This is a genomic window from Streptomyces fuscichromogenes, assembly GCF_014645815.1.
In the GTDB taxonomy this organism is placed as follows: Bacteria; Actinomycetota; Actinomycetes; order Streptomycetales; family Streptomycetaceae; genus Streptomyces; species Streptomyces fuscichromogenes.
The window spans coordinates 259,119-274,636 of the sequence record NZ_BMML01000006.1 but is presented as its reverse complement, the minus strand read 5'-3'; the positions used below and the strand labels follow the sequence as shown (position 1 = coordinate 274,636).

Genomic DNA, 15,518 nt, shown 5'->3' with positions numbered 1-15,518 from the left:
TCGGGTGTCTCTCCTCACGCGTACGGGTGACGTGCTCGCTCACAGATACATGTACGAGCACGCCACCTTACGCGTTCGGGTTCCGGGCGTACTCCTTCTGTACCCGGGAAGCTACCCGTGGGTCGCCTGTGAGAAGCGTGAGAGCCGCGCCCCCGAAGGGGCGCGGGGAACTGCGCGCCCAGCCCCCACCGGGCCCGCAGCCGAACGCGGCCCTACGCCACCGTGAACTCGTCGGCCACGCTCAGCGCAGCGTCCAGCGCCGCGAACCCCTCCTTCAGCTCCGCCTCACTCACATTGCACGGCGGCACGACATGCGTCCGGTTCATGTTCACGAACGGCCACAGCCCCTGCTTCTTCGCCGCGGCACCGAAGGCGGCCATCGCCGCGTTCGTCTCCCCGGCCGCGTTGTACGGCACCAGCGGCTCCCGGGTCGCCCGGTTCCGCACCAGGTCGAGCGCCCAGAACATGCCGACCCCGCGGACCTCGCCGACGCTCGGGTGCCGCTCGGCGAGCGCGGCGAGCGCGGGTCCGACGACCTCGGCCCCCAGCCGCTTCGCGTTCTCCACGACCCCCTCCTCCGCCATCACGTCGATGGTGGCGACGGCGGCGGCACAGGCCAGCGGGTGCCCGGAGTACGTCAGCCCGCCCGGGTAGGGCCGCCTGGCGAAGGTCTCGGCGATCTCCGGGCCGATGGCGACGCCGCCCAGCGGCACGTACCCGCTGTTCACGCCCTTGGCGAAGGTCATCAGGTCGGGTACGACCCCGAACAGGTCGGCGGCGAACCACTCACCGGTCCGCCCGAACCCGGCCATCACCTCGTCCAGGACGAAGACGATCCCGTACCGGTCGCAGAGCTCCCGGACCCCCGCCAGGTATCCGGCCGGGGGAACCATGATCCCGGCGGTCCCGGGGATGGTCTCCAGCACGATCGCCGCGACCGTCCCCGGCCCCTCGAACGCGATCGTGGTCTCCAGGTGCTCCAGCGCCCGCGCGGTCTCCTGCTCCTCGGTCTCCGCGTAGAAGCGGGAGCGGTAGAGGAAGGGCGCCCAGAAGTGCACGACCCCGGCGGCGGCGCCGTCGGAGGCCCAGCGCCGCGGGTCACCGGTGAGGTTGATCGCCTGCTGGGTGCCGCCGTGGTACGAGCGGTAGGCGGACAGCACCTTCGGGCGTCCGGTGTGCAGCCGGGCCATCCGGACGGCGTGCTCGACGGCGTCCGCGCCGCCGTTGGTGAAGAAGATCTTGTCCAGGTCGCCGGGCGTGCGCTCGGCGATCAGCCGGGCCGCCTCCGACCGCGCCTCGACGGCGAAGGCGGGCGCGAAGGTGGTCATCTTCGCGGCCTGCTCCTGGATGGCGGCGACGACCTTCGGGTGCTGGTAGCCGATGTTGGTGAAGACGAGCCCGCTGGTGAAGTCCAGGTAGCGCCGGCCGTCGTAGTCCCAGAAGTACGACCCTTCGGCGCCGGCCACGGCGAGCGGGTCGATGAGGTCCTGCGCGGACCAGGAGTGGAAGACGTGCGCACGATCGGCCGCCTTCACGGCGGCACCGGCCTGGGGGTTGGGCTGAGGGGTCATGGCCCGGAGCGTAGGAGCGTCCGGTGGGGGAGCGATATCGGCGACATGTTCCGTGGGCGGGGGGATTCCGCGACAGGTTGTCCACAGCCTGGGGAAACGGCCGGGCGGCGGTGCCTGTTACGTAACCGTAGACATGGCGCGGCGCGTTCCCCGGAACGGCCGCATTATTCTCGGTTCGATCACAAGTGTGAGCGAGGGGCGGATCTGCCATGGAGAAGCTGGGGCCGGGGGATCCGCAGCACATCGGGCGCTACCGGCTGCTGGCCCGGCTGGGCGCGGGCGGGATGGGGCACGTGTACCTCGCCCGGTCGGAGCGCGGCCGTACGGTCGCCGTGAAACTGGTGCGGGCGGAGCTCGCCGAGCACGAGGAGTTCCGCGAGCGCTTCCGCCAGGAGGTGCGCAACGCCCAGCGGGTCGGCGGGTTCTGGACGGCGCCCGTGCTGGACGCCGACACCGAGGCCGCCGTGCCCTGGGTGGCCACCGGCTATGTGGCCGGGCCGAGCCTGCAGCGGGTCGTGGAGCACGACCACGGGCCACTGCCCGAGCGGTCGGTGCGCATCCTCGCCGCCGGGCTCGCGCACGCGCTGGGCAACATCCACGCGGCCGGGATCGTCCACCGCGACCTGAAGCCGTCCAACGTGATGCTCACCATAGAGGGCCCCCGGGTCATCGACTTCGGCATCGCGCGGGCGCTGGAGACGCTGCCCGGCGAACGGCTCACCCAGACCGGCTCGCTCCTCGGCTCGCCCGGCTTCATGGCCCCCGAGCAGGTCCGCGGCGACCGGATCACACCGGCCTGCGACGTCTTCTGCCTCGGCTCGGTGCTCGCCTACGCGGCCACCGGCCGGGTTCCCTTCGGCTCCGCCGAGGGCGGCGCGCACGCCCTGATGTTCCGGATCGCCCAGGAGGAACCCGACCTCTCCGGCCTCCCCGAGGACATCGCCGACGTGGTCCGCGACTGTCTGCGCAAGGACCCGCAGGCACGTCCGACGCTGGACGCGATCCTGACCCGGACGGGAGCGGGCGCCACGGTCTGGGAGGGCCGCGCCAGGGAGCCCTGGCTGCCGGGCACCCTGGTCGCCCAACTGGGCCGCCACGCCGTGGAACTGCTGGAGGTGGAGGACCCGACGATCCACGGGGTCCTGCACGAGGCACCCGCGTCCGCGGCGACGAGTCGATGGGCGCAGGGGCCGACCGCCCAAGGGGTGCGGGGCGGTGCCGAATCCGCGGCCGCCGCCGCGGGGGCGCGACCGGCCACGGACCACCCGCAGCCGGCACTCGGCACCCCGTCCCCCGAACACGCCCCCGCCCACCCGGCCTACGGCTACCAGAACCAGCCCCACCAGCACCCGCAGCCGCCGTACAACCCGTACGCGGAGACCTCCCCCGACCTCACCCCCGACCCCACCCAGGTCTACGTCCCCCCGCCTCCCCTCTACGACCCCGACCCCACCCCCGCCGACGAGACCCGCCGCACCCCCCGCTCCACCGCCCTTCTCGTCACCATCGCGCTGATCGTGATACTGGCGGCGGGCGGCTCGGTGTACGCGCTCATGAACAGCGGCGGCGACGGCGCGGACGACAAGGCGGCCGGCCGGGCCACCGCCACCCCGTCGGCCACCGCCCCCACCGCCTCGGACGAGCCGACGCCCACGAAGTCGCCCTCCTCCTCGGCCGCTCCGAAGGGCACGGTCCCCAGCGGCTTCCTCGGTACCTGGGACACGTCGATAGACAACGACACCGGCCACAACACCCGCGAACTGACCATTCGCCAGGGCGCCGTGGGCGACAAGGTCCTCACCCTGGTGGCCGACGGCCCCGGCTACCACTGCGAGTTCACGGCCGAGCTCGCCAGGAAGCCCGGCTCCGGCGGCCCGTTGGAGATCGGCCCGTCCAAGGTCACGTCCGGCAAGCCCCGTTCGTCGTGCAGCGCCGGAGAGGCCACCGAGGTGACCCTGCTGTCGGGCGGCAAGCTGAAGCGCGTGACGAAGGACGGCGACGAGAGCCTGACCTACAGCAAGGAATGAACAAAGGCCAAATATGGGGTAGTTGAACGTCCGGCGAACTCTCGCGCGGGTGACCGAATTGTCCCTCCACGGCTCCTCGCGGCCTCTTACGGTGACCCCATTCATCCGGCTCCGGGGAGTTGCGGGGGCACCCACATGGAGTGGCTGAGCGCGGAGAACATCGTCGCCGTGGGCACCGCGGTGCTCGGCATCGTGGCCTCGGCGGGCATCTTCTGGTACGAACGCCGGGTCCCGCGCCGCAAGCGGATCGGGTACCGCGTGCAGATGGACAACCCGATCGGAGACGACGTCCGGTCCGGCCGGATCGGCAGACGCCTGGGCCTCTTCGACGAGGCCCCGGACATGACCGACGCCACCCTGGTCCTGCTGCGCATCGAGAACGACGGCTCCCAGGGCATCGGCCGCGACGACTACACCAGCCCCGAACTGCACGGTCTCACCGCGGTGTTCACCGACCGGGTGATCCGGGGCGTCTCGGTCACCCAGCCCACCGACAGCGACCACCTCATGCCGCACTTCACCCCGGAGCGCGGCTTCGGCTATGCGGGCAACACCCTGCGCATCCCGCGGGTCCCGCTCAACCACGGCGAGCACTTCAAGCTGCTCGTGCTGCTGTCCGGCGGTGACGTCGGCCGGGACATCAGGATCGTCGGCGGACTCCACGACGGCGAGGTGCACCCCAACCGCAGCGCCACCCCGGACGACGCCACGCCCCTGTTCAGCCGGGCCTCCCGGCTGATCACCATCATGCTGACGTTCAGCGTCCTCACCCTCGCCACGATCGTCGTGGCCCGCGACGACAACCCGCCGCCGATCGGCTGCGCGAAGGGCTCGCTGCGGGTCATCGGTTCGACCGCCTTCGCTCCGGTGATGCAGGACGCGGCGAAGAAGTACGAGCGGGAGTGCGAGGGCGCGTCGATCACCGTCGACGCGCACGGCTCGACCGCCGGGATCAGGGAGCTGGACGGCGCCGGGACGGACGCGAAGAAGGGCTCCCCGGCGGTCCTGGCGCTCTCCGACGGCCCCAAGCCCGCCGACATGCCCGAGCTGACCGAGAACAGGGTCGCCCTGGTGGTCTTCGCGCTGGTCGTGAACGACGACGTGTCGCTGCGGAACCTCACCACGGCCGACGTGCGGCGGCTGTACCGGGGCGAGATCACCGACTGGAAGCAACTGGGCGGCCCCGACCTGCCGGTGCACCTGGTCAGCCGGGACGCCAACTCCGGTACCCGGCAGGTGTTCCAGCGGCGGGTGCTGGGGCGCGGCGAGATCGCCAACTCCTCCGTCGACTGCGTGCACAAGGACGACCCGACGGCGAAGGTGATCCGCTGCGAGCTGGACTCGACCGACCAGGTGCTGGCGGAGGTGGCCGGGCTGAAGGGGGCGGTCGGCTACGCCGAGCTGAACGTGGCGGAGGGCGCCAAGGGCCTGCACATCCTCTCGCTGGACGCCGACGCCCCCTCGGTGGAGGCGATCGAACGGGGCGTGAGCCGCTACCCGTACCGCGAGATCGAGTACGCGTACACCTACGGCAGACCGGCGGCCGACTCACTGGCGTCGAGCTTCCTGGCGTACGTCGTGAAGGGCAACGGCGAGGACGTGATCCGGTCGTACGGGCATGTGCCCTGTTACACGCCGGTGGGGATGAAGCTGTGCGCGTGACGCGGTGCGATGGCCGTCCCGTTCGGCGCGGCAGAGCACTTCCGGCTCGCCTCAAGGCCGTCGTTCCGCACATGGGCCGCCCCGCCGGCATCATCCAGATCTCCTCGATGACGGGCCACGGCGGCCTCGCCTTCCCCGCCTGCACCGCCACCAAGGGCGCGGTCCTCGCGCTCACGCGCCGGCTCGCGGCCGAACTCGGGCCGGAGGGCATCCGGGTCAACTCGATCAGCCCCGGCGTGATCCTCACCGGCATGACCAGGGACCGTCTCTCCCGGCCCGAAGGGCGCGGTCACATCGCCGGGCGCACTCCACTGCGCACGGTGGGCGCACCGGAGGACATCGCGTACGCGGTGCTCTGTCTCGCGAGCGGCCTGTCCGCGTTCGTCACCGGCGCGGACATCCTGGTCGACGGCGGACTGACGTCCGTCATCGACCTGTGAGCGCGGCTCCTCGTCACCCGAGGCTCACCCAGGTGCCCTGCTCGGCCGAGCGGCTCATCGCGTCGAGGGCGGTGGCGCTGTGCACGGCGTCGTCGAGGCTCGGGCCGTAGGAGGTGCCCTCGGCGACGGACCGCAGGAAGTTGTGGGCCTCGATCACCTTGAGGTCGTCGTAGCCCATGGCGTTGGCCGCGCCGGGCTGGAAGGCACCGTACGCGCCATGGCCGGGGCCGACGAACACCGTGCTGACCGGCTGGTCCTGGTAGGAGGTGCCGCGGCTGACGCCCAGCTCGCCCATCCGCCGGTAGTCCCAGAACACGGCGCCCTTGGTGCCGTGCACCTCGAAGCCGTAGTTGTTCTGCTCGCCCACCGAGACCCGGGAGGCCTCCAGGACACCCCGGGCGCCGGAGGCGAAGCGCAGCAGGCAGTTGACGTAGTCCTCGTTCTCGACCGGGCCGAGCTCGCCGCCGGTGGCCAGGGTGTGACCGGCGGTGGCGCCGGTGGGGCGGGCCCGCTCCGGGATGAACACAGCAGTGTCGGCGGCCAGCGACGCGATGTCGCCGAGCAGGAAGCGGGCCAGGTCCACGCCGTGCGAGGCCAGGTCGCCGAGGACGCCCCCGCCACCCCGCGCCCGCTCGTACCGCCAGGTCAGGGCGGAGTCCGGGTGGGCCGCGTAGTCGCTGAAGAGGCGGATGCGGACATGCGTCACGGCACCCAGCTCACCGGAGGCGATCAGCTCACGGGCGTACGCGACGGCGGGCGCGTTGCGGTAGTTGAAGCCCACGGTGCCCCGCACACCGGCCTTGGCGACGGCGTCGGCCACGGCCCGCGCGTCCTCGGAGGTCAGCCCGACCGGCTTCTCGATCCAGATGTGCTTGCCGGCCTCGGCCATCGCGACGCCGATCTCGCGGTGCAGGAAGTTCGGCGCGGTGATGCTGACGGCGTGCACCCGCGGGTCGGCCGCCACGTCCCGCCAGTCCCGGGCGGTGGACGCGAACCCGAACCGGGCGGCGGCCTCCTCGGCCCGTCCCGGCACGTCCTCGGCCACGGTCACCAGCTCGGCGCGTACCGGCAGCTCCGGGAAGTGGTGCGGAATCCGCTGGTAGGCCTGGGTGTGCACCCGCCCCATCCAGCCGAATCCGACGACGGCGACGCCGACCGTTCTCACGTCCATTGGCTGCCCTTCTCCGCACCGTTGCAGCGACTGCGCTGCTCACGATGGGGGCCTGCCCTGATGATGTCAAGACATTCGGGCGTCTGGACAATGTCGTCCGCCGGGCCCCCGCACCCTCACCTCGGGTCCGGCGGCCGCTGCCGCGGCATGTTCGGCCGAGCCCCGTGGGCACCCGGCGGCAGCGGAAACCGGCCGTTCAGATGGCCCGCGTCGGCCCGCGGCCCCGCCGCCACCGTCGCCTGCATGCCCAGCGGCGTCGGCCCCGTCCGGAACTCCACCATCCAGTCGGCCGTCTCCGTACGGACCAGTTCCGTCACGTCCTCCGAGAACCTCCGCAGCACCCCCAGGCACCGGTCCGCCGCCTCGCTCGCCGTACCCTCCGCCGGCCCCAGCACCTCCCGCACGCTCTCCGACGCCCAGTCGAACTGGAGCACCTGCAGGCGCCGCTGCACGGCCTGCGCGGTGGCCATGTCCCTTATCCAGCCGGACGTCACCCCGAAGAACCGGTCGATGCCGACGCAGGACACCGCCATCAGCAGCGCGAGATACCCCCAGGGCGCGACCCCGCCGACCACTCCGGTGAGGTCCAGCAGCGGCAGCGCGGCCCCCAGCACCGCCCCCACCGCCGCCCCGCAGCGCAGCGCCCGCGCCCCCCGCCGCTTCCACACCCGGTCCGTCAGATACCACGCGGCGGTCTCCAGCGCCCCGCGCTCCACCCAGCGGTACAGCTCGTCGAGCCGCTCGGCCGGCTCACCCCAGTCCCCGAGCGGGAACGCCCGCGCGGTCAGATCACCCGGCCGCAGTCCGGCCGCGCCCTCGCCCCGCCCGTCCTGAGGCGGTCCCTCGGGCTGCATCTCCGGCTGACCCACCCGGCACTCCTTAACTGACCCCGAACCGATCCCGACCGGTCACGTTCCGTGACGCCTGGCCTGGCACCGGACCCGGCACTGGACCTGGCACTGGACCTGACAATGGATGCTGACGACGGGAACCCTTCCTACCGCCCAATGGGTGGCGAAGCTCCGGCTTTCGCCTCTTTTCCGCCCGGAAGTGGGCCTTGATCAGGTATAGGACTCTCGGGAATCTCACTCGAAAGAGTGGCGGGGCGATGGCTGCGTCGACCACGTAGGCTCATGCACAACAGAGAAAATCCGGACCCGACCCAGGAGCTGATCGTGATCCCCGGTGGTGGCCAGCCCAACATGCAGCAGCTGCTCCAGCAGGCCCAGAAGATGCAGCAGGACCTGGCGCGGGCTCAGGAGGAACTGGCGAACACGGAGGTCGACGGACAGGCGGGCGGCGGCCTGGTACGGGCCACCGTGACCGGCTCCGGCGAGCTGCGGGCGCTGAAGATCGACCCGAAGGCGGTGGACCCGGAGGACACCGAGACCCTGGCCGATCTGGTCGTGGCGGCGGTCCAGGCGGCCAACGCGAACGCCCAGGCGCTCCAGCAGCAGAAGCTGGGCCCGCTGGCGCAGGGGCTGGGCGGCGGCAGCGGCATCCCCGGACTGCCGTTCTGATGTTCGTCGCCCGCGCGACACCCGTACCGCCTTCCTAGGACAGGCGGCAGCCAACTACGGTACGTACCGAAAGACTCCAGGAAGGGCAGTCCGTTGTACGAAGGCGTGGTTCAGGACCTCATCGACGAGCTGGGGCGGCTGCCCGGCGTCGGTCCCAAGAGCGCGCAGCGGATCGCCTTCCACATCCTGCAGGCCGAGCCGACCGACGTACGGCGTCTCGCGCAGGCTCTCCTGGAGGTGAAGGCGAAGGTCCGCTTCTGCGCGACCTGCGGCAACGTGGCACAGGAGGAGCTGTGCAACATCTGCCGCGACACCCGCCGCGACCCGACGGTCATCTGCGTGGTGGAGGAGCCGAAGGACGTGGTGGCCGTCGAGCGCACCCGCGAGTTCCGCGGCCGTTACCACGTGCTCGGCGGCGCGATCAGCCCCATCGAGGGCGTCGGCCCCGACGACCTGCGGATAAGAGAGCTGCTCGCCCGGCTGGCGGACGGCACGGTCACCGAGCTGATCCTCGCCACGGACCCGAATCTGGAAGGCGAGGCGACTGCCACCTACCTCGCCCGCATGATCAAACCCATGGGCCTGAAGGTCACCCGCCTGGCCAGCGGCCTCCCGGTGGGTGGCGACCTGGAATACGCGGACGAGGTCACCCTCGGCCGCGCCTTCGAGGGGAGACGACTCCTAGATGTCTGACGCCACGCTGCACGCGACCGCGCAGAACCCGGACGACTTCGCGGTCCAGATCGCGGACCAGGTGGAGAGCTTCCTGGTGGCCGTGACGGAGGTGTCGAAGGGCGACGAACCGGACTCGGCGGTGCCCTTCCTCCTCCTGGAGGTCTCCCAGCTCCTGCTGGCCGGCGGCCGTCTCGGCGCGCACGAGGACATGGTCCCCGACGAGCGCTACGAGCCGGACCTGGGCCCGGAACCGGACGTCGACCAGCTCCGCGAGAACTTCGCGCGCCTGCTGGACCCGATCGACGTCTACTCCGAGGTCTTCGACCCCTACGAGCCGCGCAAGGCGCCCGTCCCGGCCCGTATCTCGGACGACCTGGCCGACATCATCACCGACCTCCGCCACGGCATGGCCCACTACCGCGCGGGCCGCACCACGGAGGCCCTGTGGTGGTGGCAGTTCTCCTACTTCTCCAACTGGGGCCCCACGGCTTCCGCGGTCCTGCGCGCCCTCCAGTCCGTCCTGATCCACGTCCGCCTGAACCAGCCCCTGGAGGAACTGGACGGCCTGGACACCGACCAGGACACGATCGGCGACGAGACCCTGGAGTTCGAGGCGGGCCAGGTCATGGAACAGGAGATCGGCGGCTCCCTGGGCCTGCGCCCGGCCGAGCGGTAACACCCCGGTTCACTCCCCGGCCTCGGGTGCCATGACGAGGCCGGGGACCTTGGGAAGCGTCGCTCGGACTTCGTCGGCCACGCGGTGCACGTCGGCACCCAGCCGCTTCAGCCGCGCGACGAGTTCTTCCGGCGGCATGGTCGTGGAGTGCGCGAGGTACAGGAAATCCCTGATCGGCCCTCTGAGAAGGATCGAGTCGGGTTCACCCGACCGGGAACCACCGTTGCAGAGGCCGAGATCGGCGCTGTCCAGCTGGTGCGGTTCGGTGTCGGGAAGCCGGAATCCGTAGGCGGCGAGCCGTTCGGCGACCTCGTGCGGATCGATGCGCAGGTATGTGGCAGCCCTGACGATGTGATGGACCGGAACCGGCTCGTCCCAGGGCAGCATGTCCCGGGTGAACGTCGCCATCCTCAAATGATCGGCATCGTCGATGATGGTCGGTCGTGTGAAGAGCAGTTCCAGGTCGAATCTTCCGACGCTGTCCGGCATCGGGAGAACAGGTGCGGTGAAGCCGTACTCGGCCAGTCGGTCCAGCACCTGCCGAGGTGATGTGCCCAGCTGACGGGACGCCTGAATCACGTGGTGCACGGAGACCGGCCGGCCCGGCGGGAGCGGCTCCCGAAGGGCGCTGACGAGGATGGTCGGGTCGGTGGGTTCGACGGCCTCGGGGAAGGGGCCCGGCGGGGCTTGCACACCGTAGGCGCGGAGTCTCGCCACCACGGCGCGCGGCGGAAGACCCGTCTGCAGAGCCGCCTCGGCCACGAAGTTCGTGGAGACCGCGCGGCCCGCTCCGATCCGGTGGCCGGATGCCTCGTAGGACCGTGTTCCGAGGATCTCGGCATCGGCGGCCTCCGCCTCCTGGGGCAGGGACTCGGGAGGGCGCAGGCCCAACGCGCCGGTCCACTCGGCGATTTCGTGGAGCGGTGTCCCGGAGGCCGCCGAGAGATACGCCAGCAGATCGCCCGGGACGGTTCCGTCGGCATACAGCGCAGCCCAGCTGGCCGCCGACCAGCCGTAGTCCGTGCCCTTCTTCAGCCGGTCGAGTGTCGGCCATACGAAGCCGGGAGCAAGGTCGAACAGGAAGCCGTACGAGGTGAGTTCATCCACCACGTCAAGGACGGGCCGGTCGAAGGTGGCGGCGGCGTGGAAGACGTGGCCGATCGGAACAGGGTCGCGCGTGTCCAGCCACCAGGTGCCGGTCAGCCCCGTGGAGAGCAGTCGCAGCGTGTGCTCATCGGGGGTGCTCGCCGTGTCGTCGGGTTCGTGAACGAGCAATCCGTACGTCCGCAGCCGACGGGCGGCCTCACGGACGCTCATGCCGAGTTCCAGCGAGGCGCGCACGAGATGACCCGGGGGCACGAGGGAGCCGATGCCGAGCCATTGACCGAAGGACCGTTCGTCGCGCAGGAGACCCAGCGTCCGGTCGTCCGGTGTATCCGCCTGCGGCCCCAGGTCCGGGACCGTGAACCCGAACGACCGCATCCGTTCCGCCGCTTCGGAGACACTGATGTCCAGTTCGAAGTGGGCGCTGACGAGATGGCCGGGTGGTACCGCTTCCTTGACGTCGCGCCACCTGTTGTAGCTGGATCCGGTCTCGCTCAAGGTGTTACCGAGCAGCGCGAAGTTGACCGCGTCGATGGACGGTCGCCCTTCGGGCGGTGGGGGCGCCGTCATCCCCAGTTGCCTCATGCGGGCCAGGACGCCGCTGTAGGGCACTCCGGTGAGCTGGGCGACGGTGAGGGCGTGCCCTGGCGTGGACTTCTGCGCCGTACCGCTGTAGGACGACCAACTCAGACCTCCCGACGAGAAACCGTGCGACTCGGTCCGCAGGAACACGTCCGAGGGACGGGCGGGCAGGACGCTCGCCACCCGGTCCAGCTCCGGTACGAGGAGGGTCAGAGCGGCGAGGTCCGCGTTGGGGCGGTGGGCGAGCAGCCGCCACAGAAGGGTGGTGCCGTCCGGTTCACCGCTGACATCGGTGACCGGCAGTCTCGACCTGGGCACGCGGTACGTGTTGTCGGACCGGCCGACGATTCGGAGGTCGGGGGGAAAGAACCCGGTGGCGGAGACCGGCGTGCGACGGCCGTCCAGCTCCAGTTCGGTGCCTGCGGCCGCCGCGGCCTCCGTCACCAGGTCCGCGAGCAGGGGGCTCTCGTTCGCGACCTCGGACAGCCATCGGGTGGTCAGCAGGCGCTCCCCGGAGTCCGTCAGGGCCGGAAGCGCGGCTTTGACGAGCCGTTCCACCGTCGCGCAGATGTCGTCGTCGAGGATCTCCGTACGGTCGACGGAGAGCCGCTTGGGCCGGTCGCTCCCGACCAGGTTGACGATGACGCCCCGCAGCCGGCGGGTGCCCTGCGGATCGGCCAGTACGCCGTCGCGGACCCGGGGTTCGGTGAAGATGCCGTCGACCAGTACGCCGCCGCCGAGCTCGCACCAGACGACTTCGCCGCCGCCCGACGCGGGGACCAGTTCGCCGTCGGCTTCCAGACCGTGTGTCTGGAGCTGCTGGCGCTTGCGGCGCATCAGCACACCCGGTTTCCACTCCGCGGTCTGGGTGCCGTGGGTCGCCGTGGTGGTGAACTCGGCGATGCCCAGGCGCTTTCGGAGTTCGGAGACGCAGGAGGGGGCCTTGTCGCCGTCGCGCAGGTAGAGGCGGACCGTGGTGCCGGTGGTGCCGGGGCGGCCGGTGGGACGCACCCGGAAGTAGTGGCCAGGCCCGCTGATCAGGACGGTGAGTTCGCGGGGGCGGCCGTCGGCGCCGTCCATGTGGCAGGTCGTCACACGGACCTCGTCGGCGAGCATGAAGTAGCTCAGCACGCCGATGCCGAAGCGGCTGTTGGGATGGACCGTGATGCCCCGGGCCCGCCATTCCCGGCGCTCCTCCTGGAAGCGGGGGAGATCCGTGAAGCGGACCCCGGCCTGTGCGAAGACCTCCGACAGGGTGAGCTCGTCCATGCCCACGCCGTTGTCCCGGCACTCCAGGTAGTGCCGGCCCTCGTCCTCGTCGTAGCCCTGCACGAACTCGATACGGCCCTGGTAGGCGCTGAAGCCGTCGCGGTACTGGGCGCGGGCGCGCCGGTAGCGGCAGGCGTCCAGGGCGTTCTGGTAGAGCTCACGGATGGCGAGGGAGCGGTCGCGGTAGAGGTTCTCGCCCATCAGGAGTTCCTGGACGCGTTCCTCGTCGAGCCGGAACCGGATCACTCCGTCGACGGGCACCGCACGGCCCTGGTCGTCCTGTTCGCGCACCTCGTCGGCGTGCGTGTAGCCGGGGAGGCCGTCCAGCGCGGTGTCGGCGCCGCGCCGTACGGCACGCAGGAGCGACTCCAGCCGGCCGGTGTGCTCGGTGAGCGCGGCCACGACGGCGGGGTGGTCGCAGCCGGCCTTGAGGCCCAGCCCGTCCCCGCGCGGCTGCCAGGAGGCGGTGTCCACCGTGGTGAGCAGCCGGGCCGGGTCCAGCGGGTCGGGAATGCCCACGTGCCTGACGATCACCGACGGCAGGTGGGTGACCTCGATCGCCATGCCGTGGGCCACCGCGAACAGCGGGCCCACCAGCCTTTCCCGCACGGTCTGGAAGTCGCGTCCGTCGAGGTCGAGCTGGAAGGGGTCGGCGCGCAGGTGCTCGGGCCGGGCGGTGTCGAAGAGCTCCTTCGGCCTGGCGTGGACGGACGCGAGCAGTCTGGACAGGAGCTCGGGATCCAGCAGGCCGCCCAGACCGGTCCGGCCCGCACCGGTGTCCGACAGGAGGTCGCGCAGCCGCCCCGGCTGACGCGCGGTCCACTGCTCGAACAGCCACCAGCCGATCTCGCGCTGCCCGCTCCGGCGGTCCTTCAGTACGCCCAGTTCGGCCCGGCGCAGCAGCCGTTCATGGGCGTGCAGCAGCACTTCGTACATCTGCCGCTCAGGGCCCGCGGAAGTCTGCCGGCCCAGGTCGGTCGGGTCCACCCGGGACAGGCCGGCCGAGGTGCGCGACCGGTGGACGTGGTGGACGAGCGGCAGCAGGGCGATCAGGGCCGCCTCGGCGGGTGACAGGGTGAGGCGGCTCTCCCGGCCGTTCTGGAGCAGATGGACCAGGTGATTGACCCGGCGTGCGACCCTGCCGGGGAGGTGCTCGTCGTGCCAGGGGTCGTCGGCGAGGAACTGCCGCACCGACGCGTACAGTCCGGCCAGCCGGTCGGCGGCTTCCGCGGCCTCGTGCCGGAGGTCTTCGGTCCGCTCCTGGTCGTCCGGGGGGATCAGCTTCCAGGCCAGGGACGCCACGACGTCCTTGCGCCACTCCGGTGGCGCCGGAGGTGACTCGCGGGCCTGCCCGGCCAGGTCGTGCCAGTGCCGGCGGCTGGGCAGGCACGGTGCCGTGGCGTGCGGGTTCGCCGCCACGATCCGTTCGACCGCGGACAGGAGGAGGTCCAGGTCGCCGTTGTGGCGGGGGACCGCCCGTCCGGCGATCCAGTCCGCGACCGTGCTGTCCGCCGGCGGTCGCTGAGCCCGCGTGAGGTCCTGCCGCATCTCGGCGCGCACGGAGGCGGCTTCGGGATGCCCGGCCAGCTCCATGAGTTCGGCCAGTGCCCTCCGGTACCCCAGCAGTTCCGCCATGGTCGGATCCCCGTGTCTGTGCGCCCTCGCCCCTGTGTCCACACCGTACTGGCCTGATCTGGTGGGCAGCCCGGGAACAGCGGATCTCGGGCACCGTCACAGCGCCCACACCCCCTTCGCCACCGCCGTCGCCCCGCCGGTCAGGGCCAGCAGGAGGACCAGGCGGCGGGCGTGGTGTTCGGGGAGGCGGTCGCCCACCGCTGTGCCGATCACCCCGCCCGCCACCATCGCCGTACCCACCGCCGTCCACTCGGCCGCGCTCAGGGCCGGGATCCCGTTCGCCGTCACCGAGAACGCGTTGACGACCACGCCGTAGAACTGCGCGTTGGGCACGAACTCCCGTACCGTCCAGCCCGCGTTGAGGGCGTAGAGGGAGACCGGTGGGCCGCCCACGCCCGCCGCCGAGTTCATGAAGCCGCCCACCGCGCCCGCCGTGAGCGCGCCGCCCCGGCCGCCGAGGGCGGCCAGACGGGCGCCGCGCATCACCAGGAGGACGGCCACCGTCACCAGGGCGCCCATGGTCAGGAGGAGGTACGGCGGCGGGAGCCGATGCGTCAGCCAGGTGCCCGCCGGGACCGTGCAGGCCGCCGCCGCGCACAGCGGGACCATCGCGGCCAGCCGGACCCGGCGCAGGCCGCCCGCCAGACCGACCACGCTGATCGCGCCCGCCGCGCAGTTCGCCAGGGCGACTCCCTGGGCCGGGCCGAGGAGGAGGATCAGCGCCGGTACGGCGACGAGCGCGAAGCCCATGCCGGTCAGCCATTGCACGCTCGCGCCCAGCAGCACGATGCCGGTCAGAGGTATCAGCGTCGTCGTCATGGTGTAAGTGGCTACACCGTCGCTTCGGGAGCGCGCTCCCTCGTTCCGGATCCCGGGAGCCGGGATCGTTGATCTCACAAGGTCAACCAGCCCGAAACCGAAGGATTCCGCCATGAAGCCGCTGCTCTCCTCCCGTCCCGTCCTGTGGTTCCTCTTCCTCTTCAACCTCGTCGTCGCGGCCGCCGCGCCCTTCGTCGTCGACGGCACGCAGGGCGTGCTGACCGCCGTCGGGATGGGGGTCGTCTCGCTGGGTGCCGGGGTGAGTCTGCTGCGCGGCTGAGGGAATTGGACCAACCCTGCACGTCCGTTGTACGTCGGCTGGACGGGAGTTAACCGGTGGAAAGCGAGTCTTGGGTCATGAACCGAG

Annotated in this window: 12 protein-coding genes; 7 read left to right on the top strand and 5 right to left on the bottom strand. The window is 71.4% G+C overall.

Annotation, left to right across the window (positions count from 1 at the left end; translation table 11 throughout):
* Positions 1 to 212: 212 nt before the first annotated feature.
* A complete protein-coding gene (locus IEZ11_RS15345; RefSeq protein ID WP_189263283.1) occupies positions 213 to 1,571 on the bottom strand; it encodes an aspartate aminotransferase family protein in 1,359 nt (452 codons plus the stop codon).
* 209 nt (positions 1,572 to 1,780) lie between these two features.
* Between IEZ11_RS15345 and IEZ11_RS15340 the strand changes: the two genes are divergently transcribed.
* The 3 genes from IEZ11_RS15340 (at position 1,781) to IEZ11_RS15330 (ending at position 5,700) form a co-directional block, all read left to right on the top strand.
* Positions 1,781 to 3,598, top strand: coding sequence for a serine/threonine-protein kinase (locus IEZ11_RS15340; RefSeq protein ID WP_189263282.1), 1,818 nt, complete (start codon positions 1,781 to 1,783; stop codon positions 3,596 to 3,598).
* A gap of 135 nt (positions 3,599 to 3,733) precedes the next feature.
* The gene (locus IEZ11_RS15335; RefSeq protein WP_189263281.1) at positions 3,734 to 5,260 is read left to right on the top strand and encodes a substrate-binding domain-containing protein; all 1,527 of its coding nucleotides are present in this window, start codon (positions 3,734 to 3,736) and stop codon (positions 5,258 to 5,260) included.
* Positions 5,251 to 5,700 (top strand): SDR family oxidoreductase, encoded by a 450-nt coding sequence (locus IEZ11_RS15330; RefSeq protein WP_308426476.1) that lies wholly within the window; start codon positions 5,251 to 5,253, stop codon positions 5,698 to 5,700. The genes IEZ11_RS15335 and IEZ11_RS15330 overlap by 10 nt, the downstream gene beginning before the upstream one ends.
* Positions 5,701 to 5,713: 13 nt before the next feature.
* On the opposite strand, the gene IEZ11_RS15325 is transcribed toward IEZ11_RS15330, so the two are convergent.
* Entirely contained in the window at positions 5,714 to 6,871 is a 1,158-nt protein-coding gene (locus IEZ11_RS15325) for a Gfo/Idh/MocA family protein (RefSeq protein ID WP_189263279.1), read from the bottom strand.
* Between the two features lie 116 nt (positions 6,872 to 6,987).
* Positions 6,988 to 7,740 (bottom strand): SLATT domain-containing protein, encoded by a 753-nt coding sequence (locus IEZ11_RS15320; protein ID WP_189263278.1) that lies wholly within the window; start codon positions 7,738 to 7,740, stop codon positions 6,988 to 6,990.
* Between the two features lie 306 nt (positions 7,741 to 8,046).
* Here IEZ11_RS15320 and IEZ11_RS15315 point away from each other — a divergent pair, with 306 nt between their 5' ends.
* The 3 genes from IEZ11_RS15315 (at position 8,047) to IEZ11_RS15305 (ending at position 9,742) form a co-directional block, all read left to right on the top strand.
* Positions 8,047 to 8,391, top strand: coding sequence for a YbaB/EbfC family nucleoid-associated protein (locus IEZ11_RS15315; protein ID WP_189263474.1), 345 nt, complete (start codon positions 8,047 to 8,049; stop codon positions 8,389 to 8,391).
* Between the two features lie 93 nt (positions 8,392 to 8,484).
* The gene (gene recR / locus IEZ11_RS15310) at positions 8,485 to 9,084 is read left to right on the top strand and encodes a recombination mediator RecR (protein ID WP_189263277.1); all 600 of its coding nucleotides are present in this window, start codon (positions 8,485 to 8,487) and stop codon (positions 9,082 to 9,084) included.
* Positions 9,077 to 9,742, top strand: coding sequence for a DUF5063 domain-containing protein (locus tag IEZ11_RS15305; RefSeq protein WP_189263276.1), 666 nt, complete (start codon positions 9,077 to 9,079; stop codon positions 9,740 to 9,742). The genes recR and IEZ11_RS15305 overlap by 8 nt, the downstream gene beginning before the upstream one ends.
* 9 nt (positions 9,743 to 9,751) lie before the next feature.
* Here IEZ11_RS15305 and IEZ11_RS15300 read toward each other — a convergent pair whose 3' ends face one another.
* Complete coding sequence (locus IEZ11_RS15300; protein WP_189263275.1) at positions 9,752 to 14,332, bottom strand: wHTH domain-containing protein; 4,581 nt, start codon at positions 14,330 to 14,332, stop codon at positions 9,752 to 9,754.
* A gap of 96 nt (positions 14,333 to 14,428) precedes the next feature.
* Positions 14,429 to 15,151, bottom strand: a complete 723-nt coding sequence (locus tag IEZ11_RS15295; protein ID WP_189263274.1) for a sulfite exporter TauE/SafE family protein — start codon at positions 15,149 to 15,151, stop codon at positions 14,429 to 14,431.
* 112 nt (positions 15,152 to 15,263) lie between these two features.
* On the opposite strand from IEZ11_RS15295, the gene IEZ11_RS15290 reads away from it, so the two are divergent.
* A complete protein-coding gene (locus IEZ11_RS15290) occupies positions 15,264 to 15,431 on the top strand; it encodes a hypothetical protein (protein WP_189263273.1) in 168 nt (55 codons plus the stop codon).
* Positions 15,432 to 15,518 lie beyond the last annotated feature (87 nt).

Bases quoted from the DNA above. Each gene is read 5' to 3' on its own strand.
- IEZ11_RS15345 (WP_189263283.1), bottom strand. From the start codon at position 1,571: ATGACCCCTCAGCCCAACCCCCAGGCCGGTGCCGCCGTGAAGGCGGCC.
- IEZ11_RS15340 (WP_189263282.1), top strand. From the start codon at position 1,781: ATGGAGAAGCTGGGGCCGGGGGATCCGCAGCACATCGGGCGCTACCGG.
- IEZ11_RS15335 (WP_189263281.1), top strand. From the start codon at position 3,734: ATGGAGTGGCTGAGCGCGGAGAACATCGTCGCCGTGGGCACCGCGGTG.
- IEZ11_RS15325 (WP_189263279.1), bottom strand. From the start codon at position 6,871: ATGGACGTGAGAACGGTCGGCGTCGCCGTCGTCGGATTCGGCTGGATG.
- IEZ11_RS15305 (WP_189263276.1), top strand. From the start codon at position 9,077: ATGTCTGACGCCACGCTGCACGCGACCGCGCAGAACCCGGACGACTTC.
- IEZ11_RS15300 (WP_189263275.1), bottom strand. From the start codon at position 14,332: ATGGCGGAACTGCTGGGGTACCGGAGGGCACTGGCCGAACTCATGGAG.
- IEZ11_RS15295 (WP_189263274.1), bottom strand. From the start codon at position 15,151: ATGACGACGACGCTGATACCTCTGACCGGCATCGTGCTGCTGGGCGCG.
- IEZ11_RS15290 (WP_189263273.1), top strand. From the start codon at position 15,264: ATGAAGCCGCTGCTCTCCTCCCGTCCCGTCCTGTGGTTCCTCTTCCTC.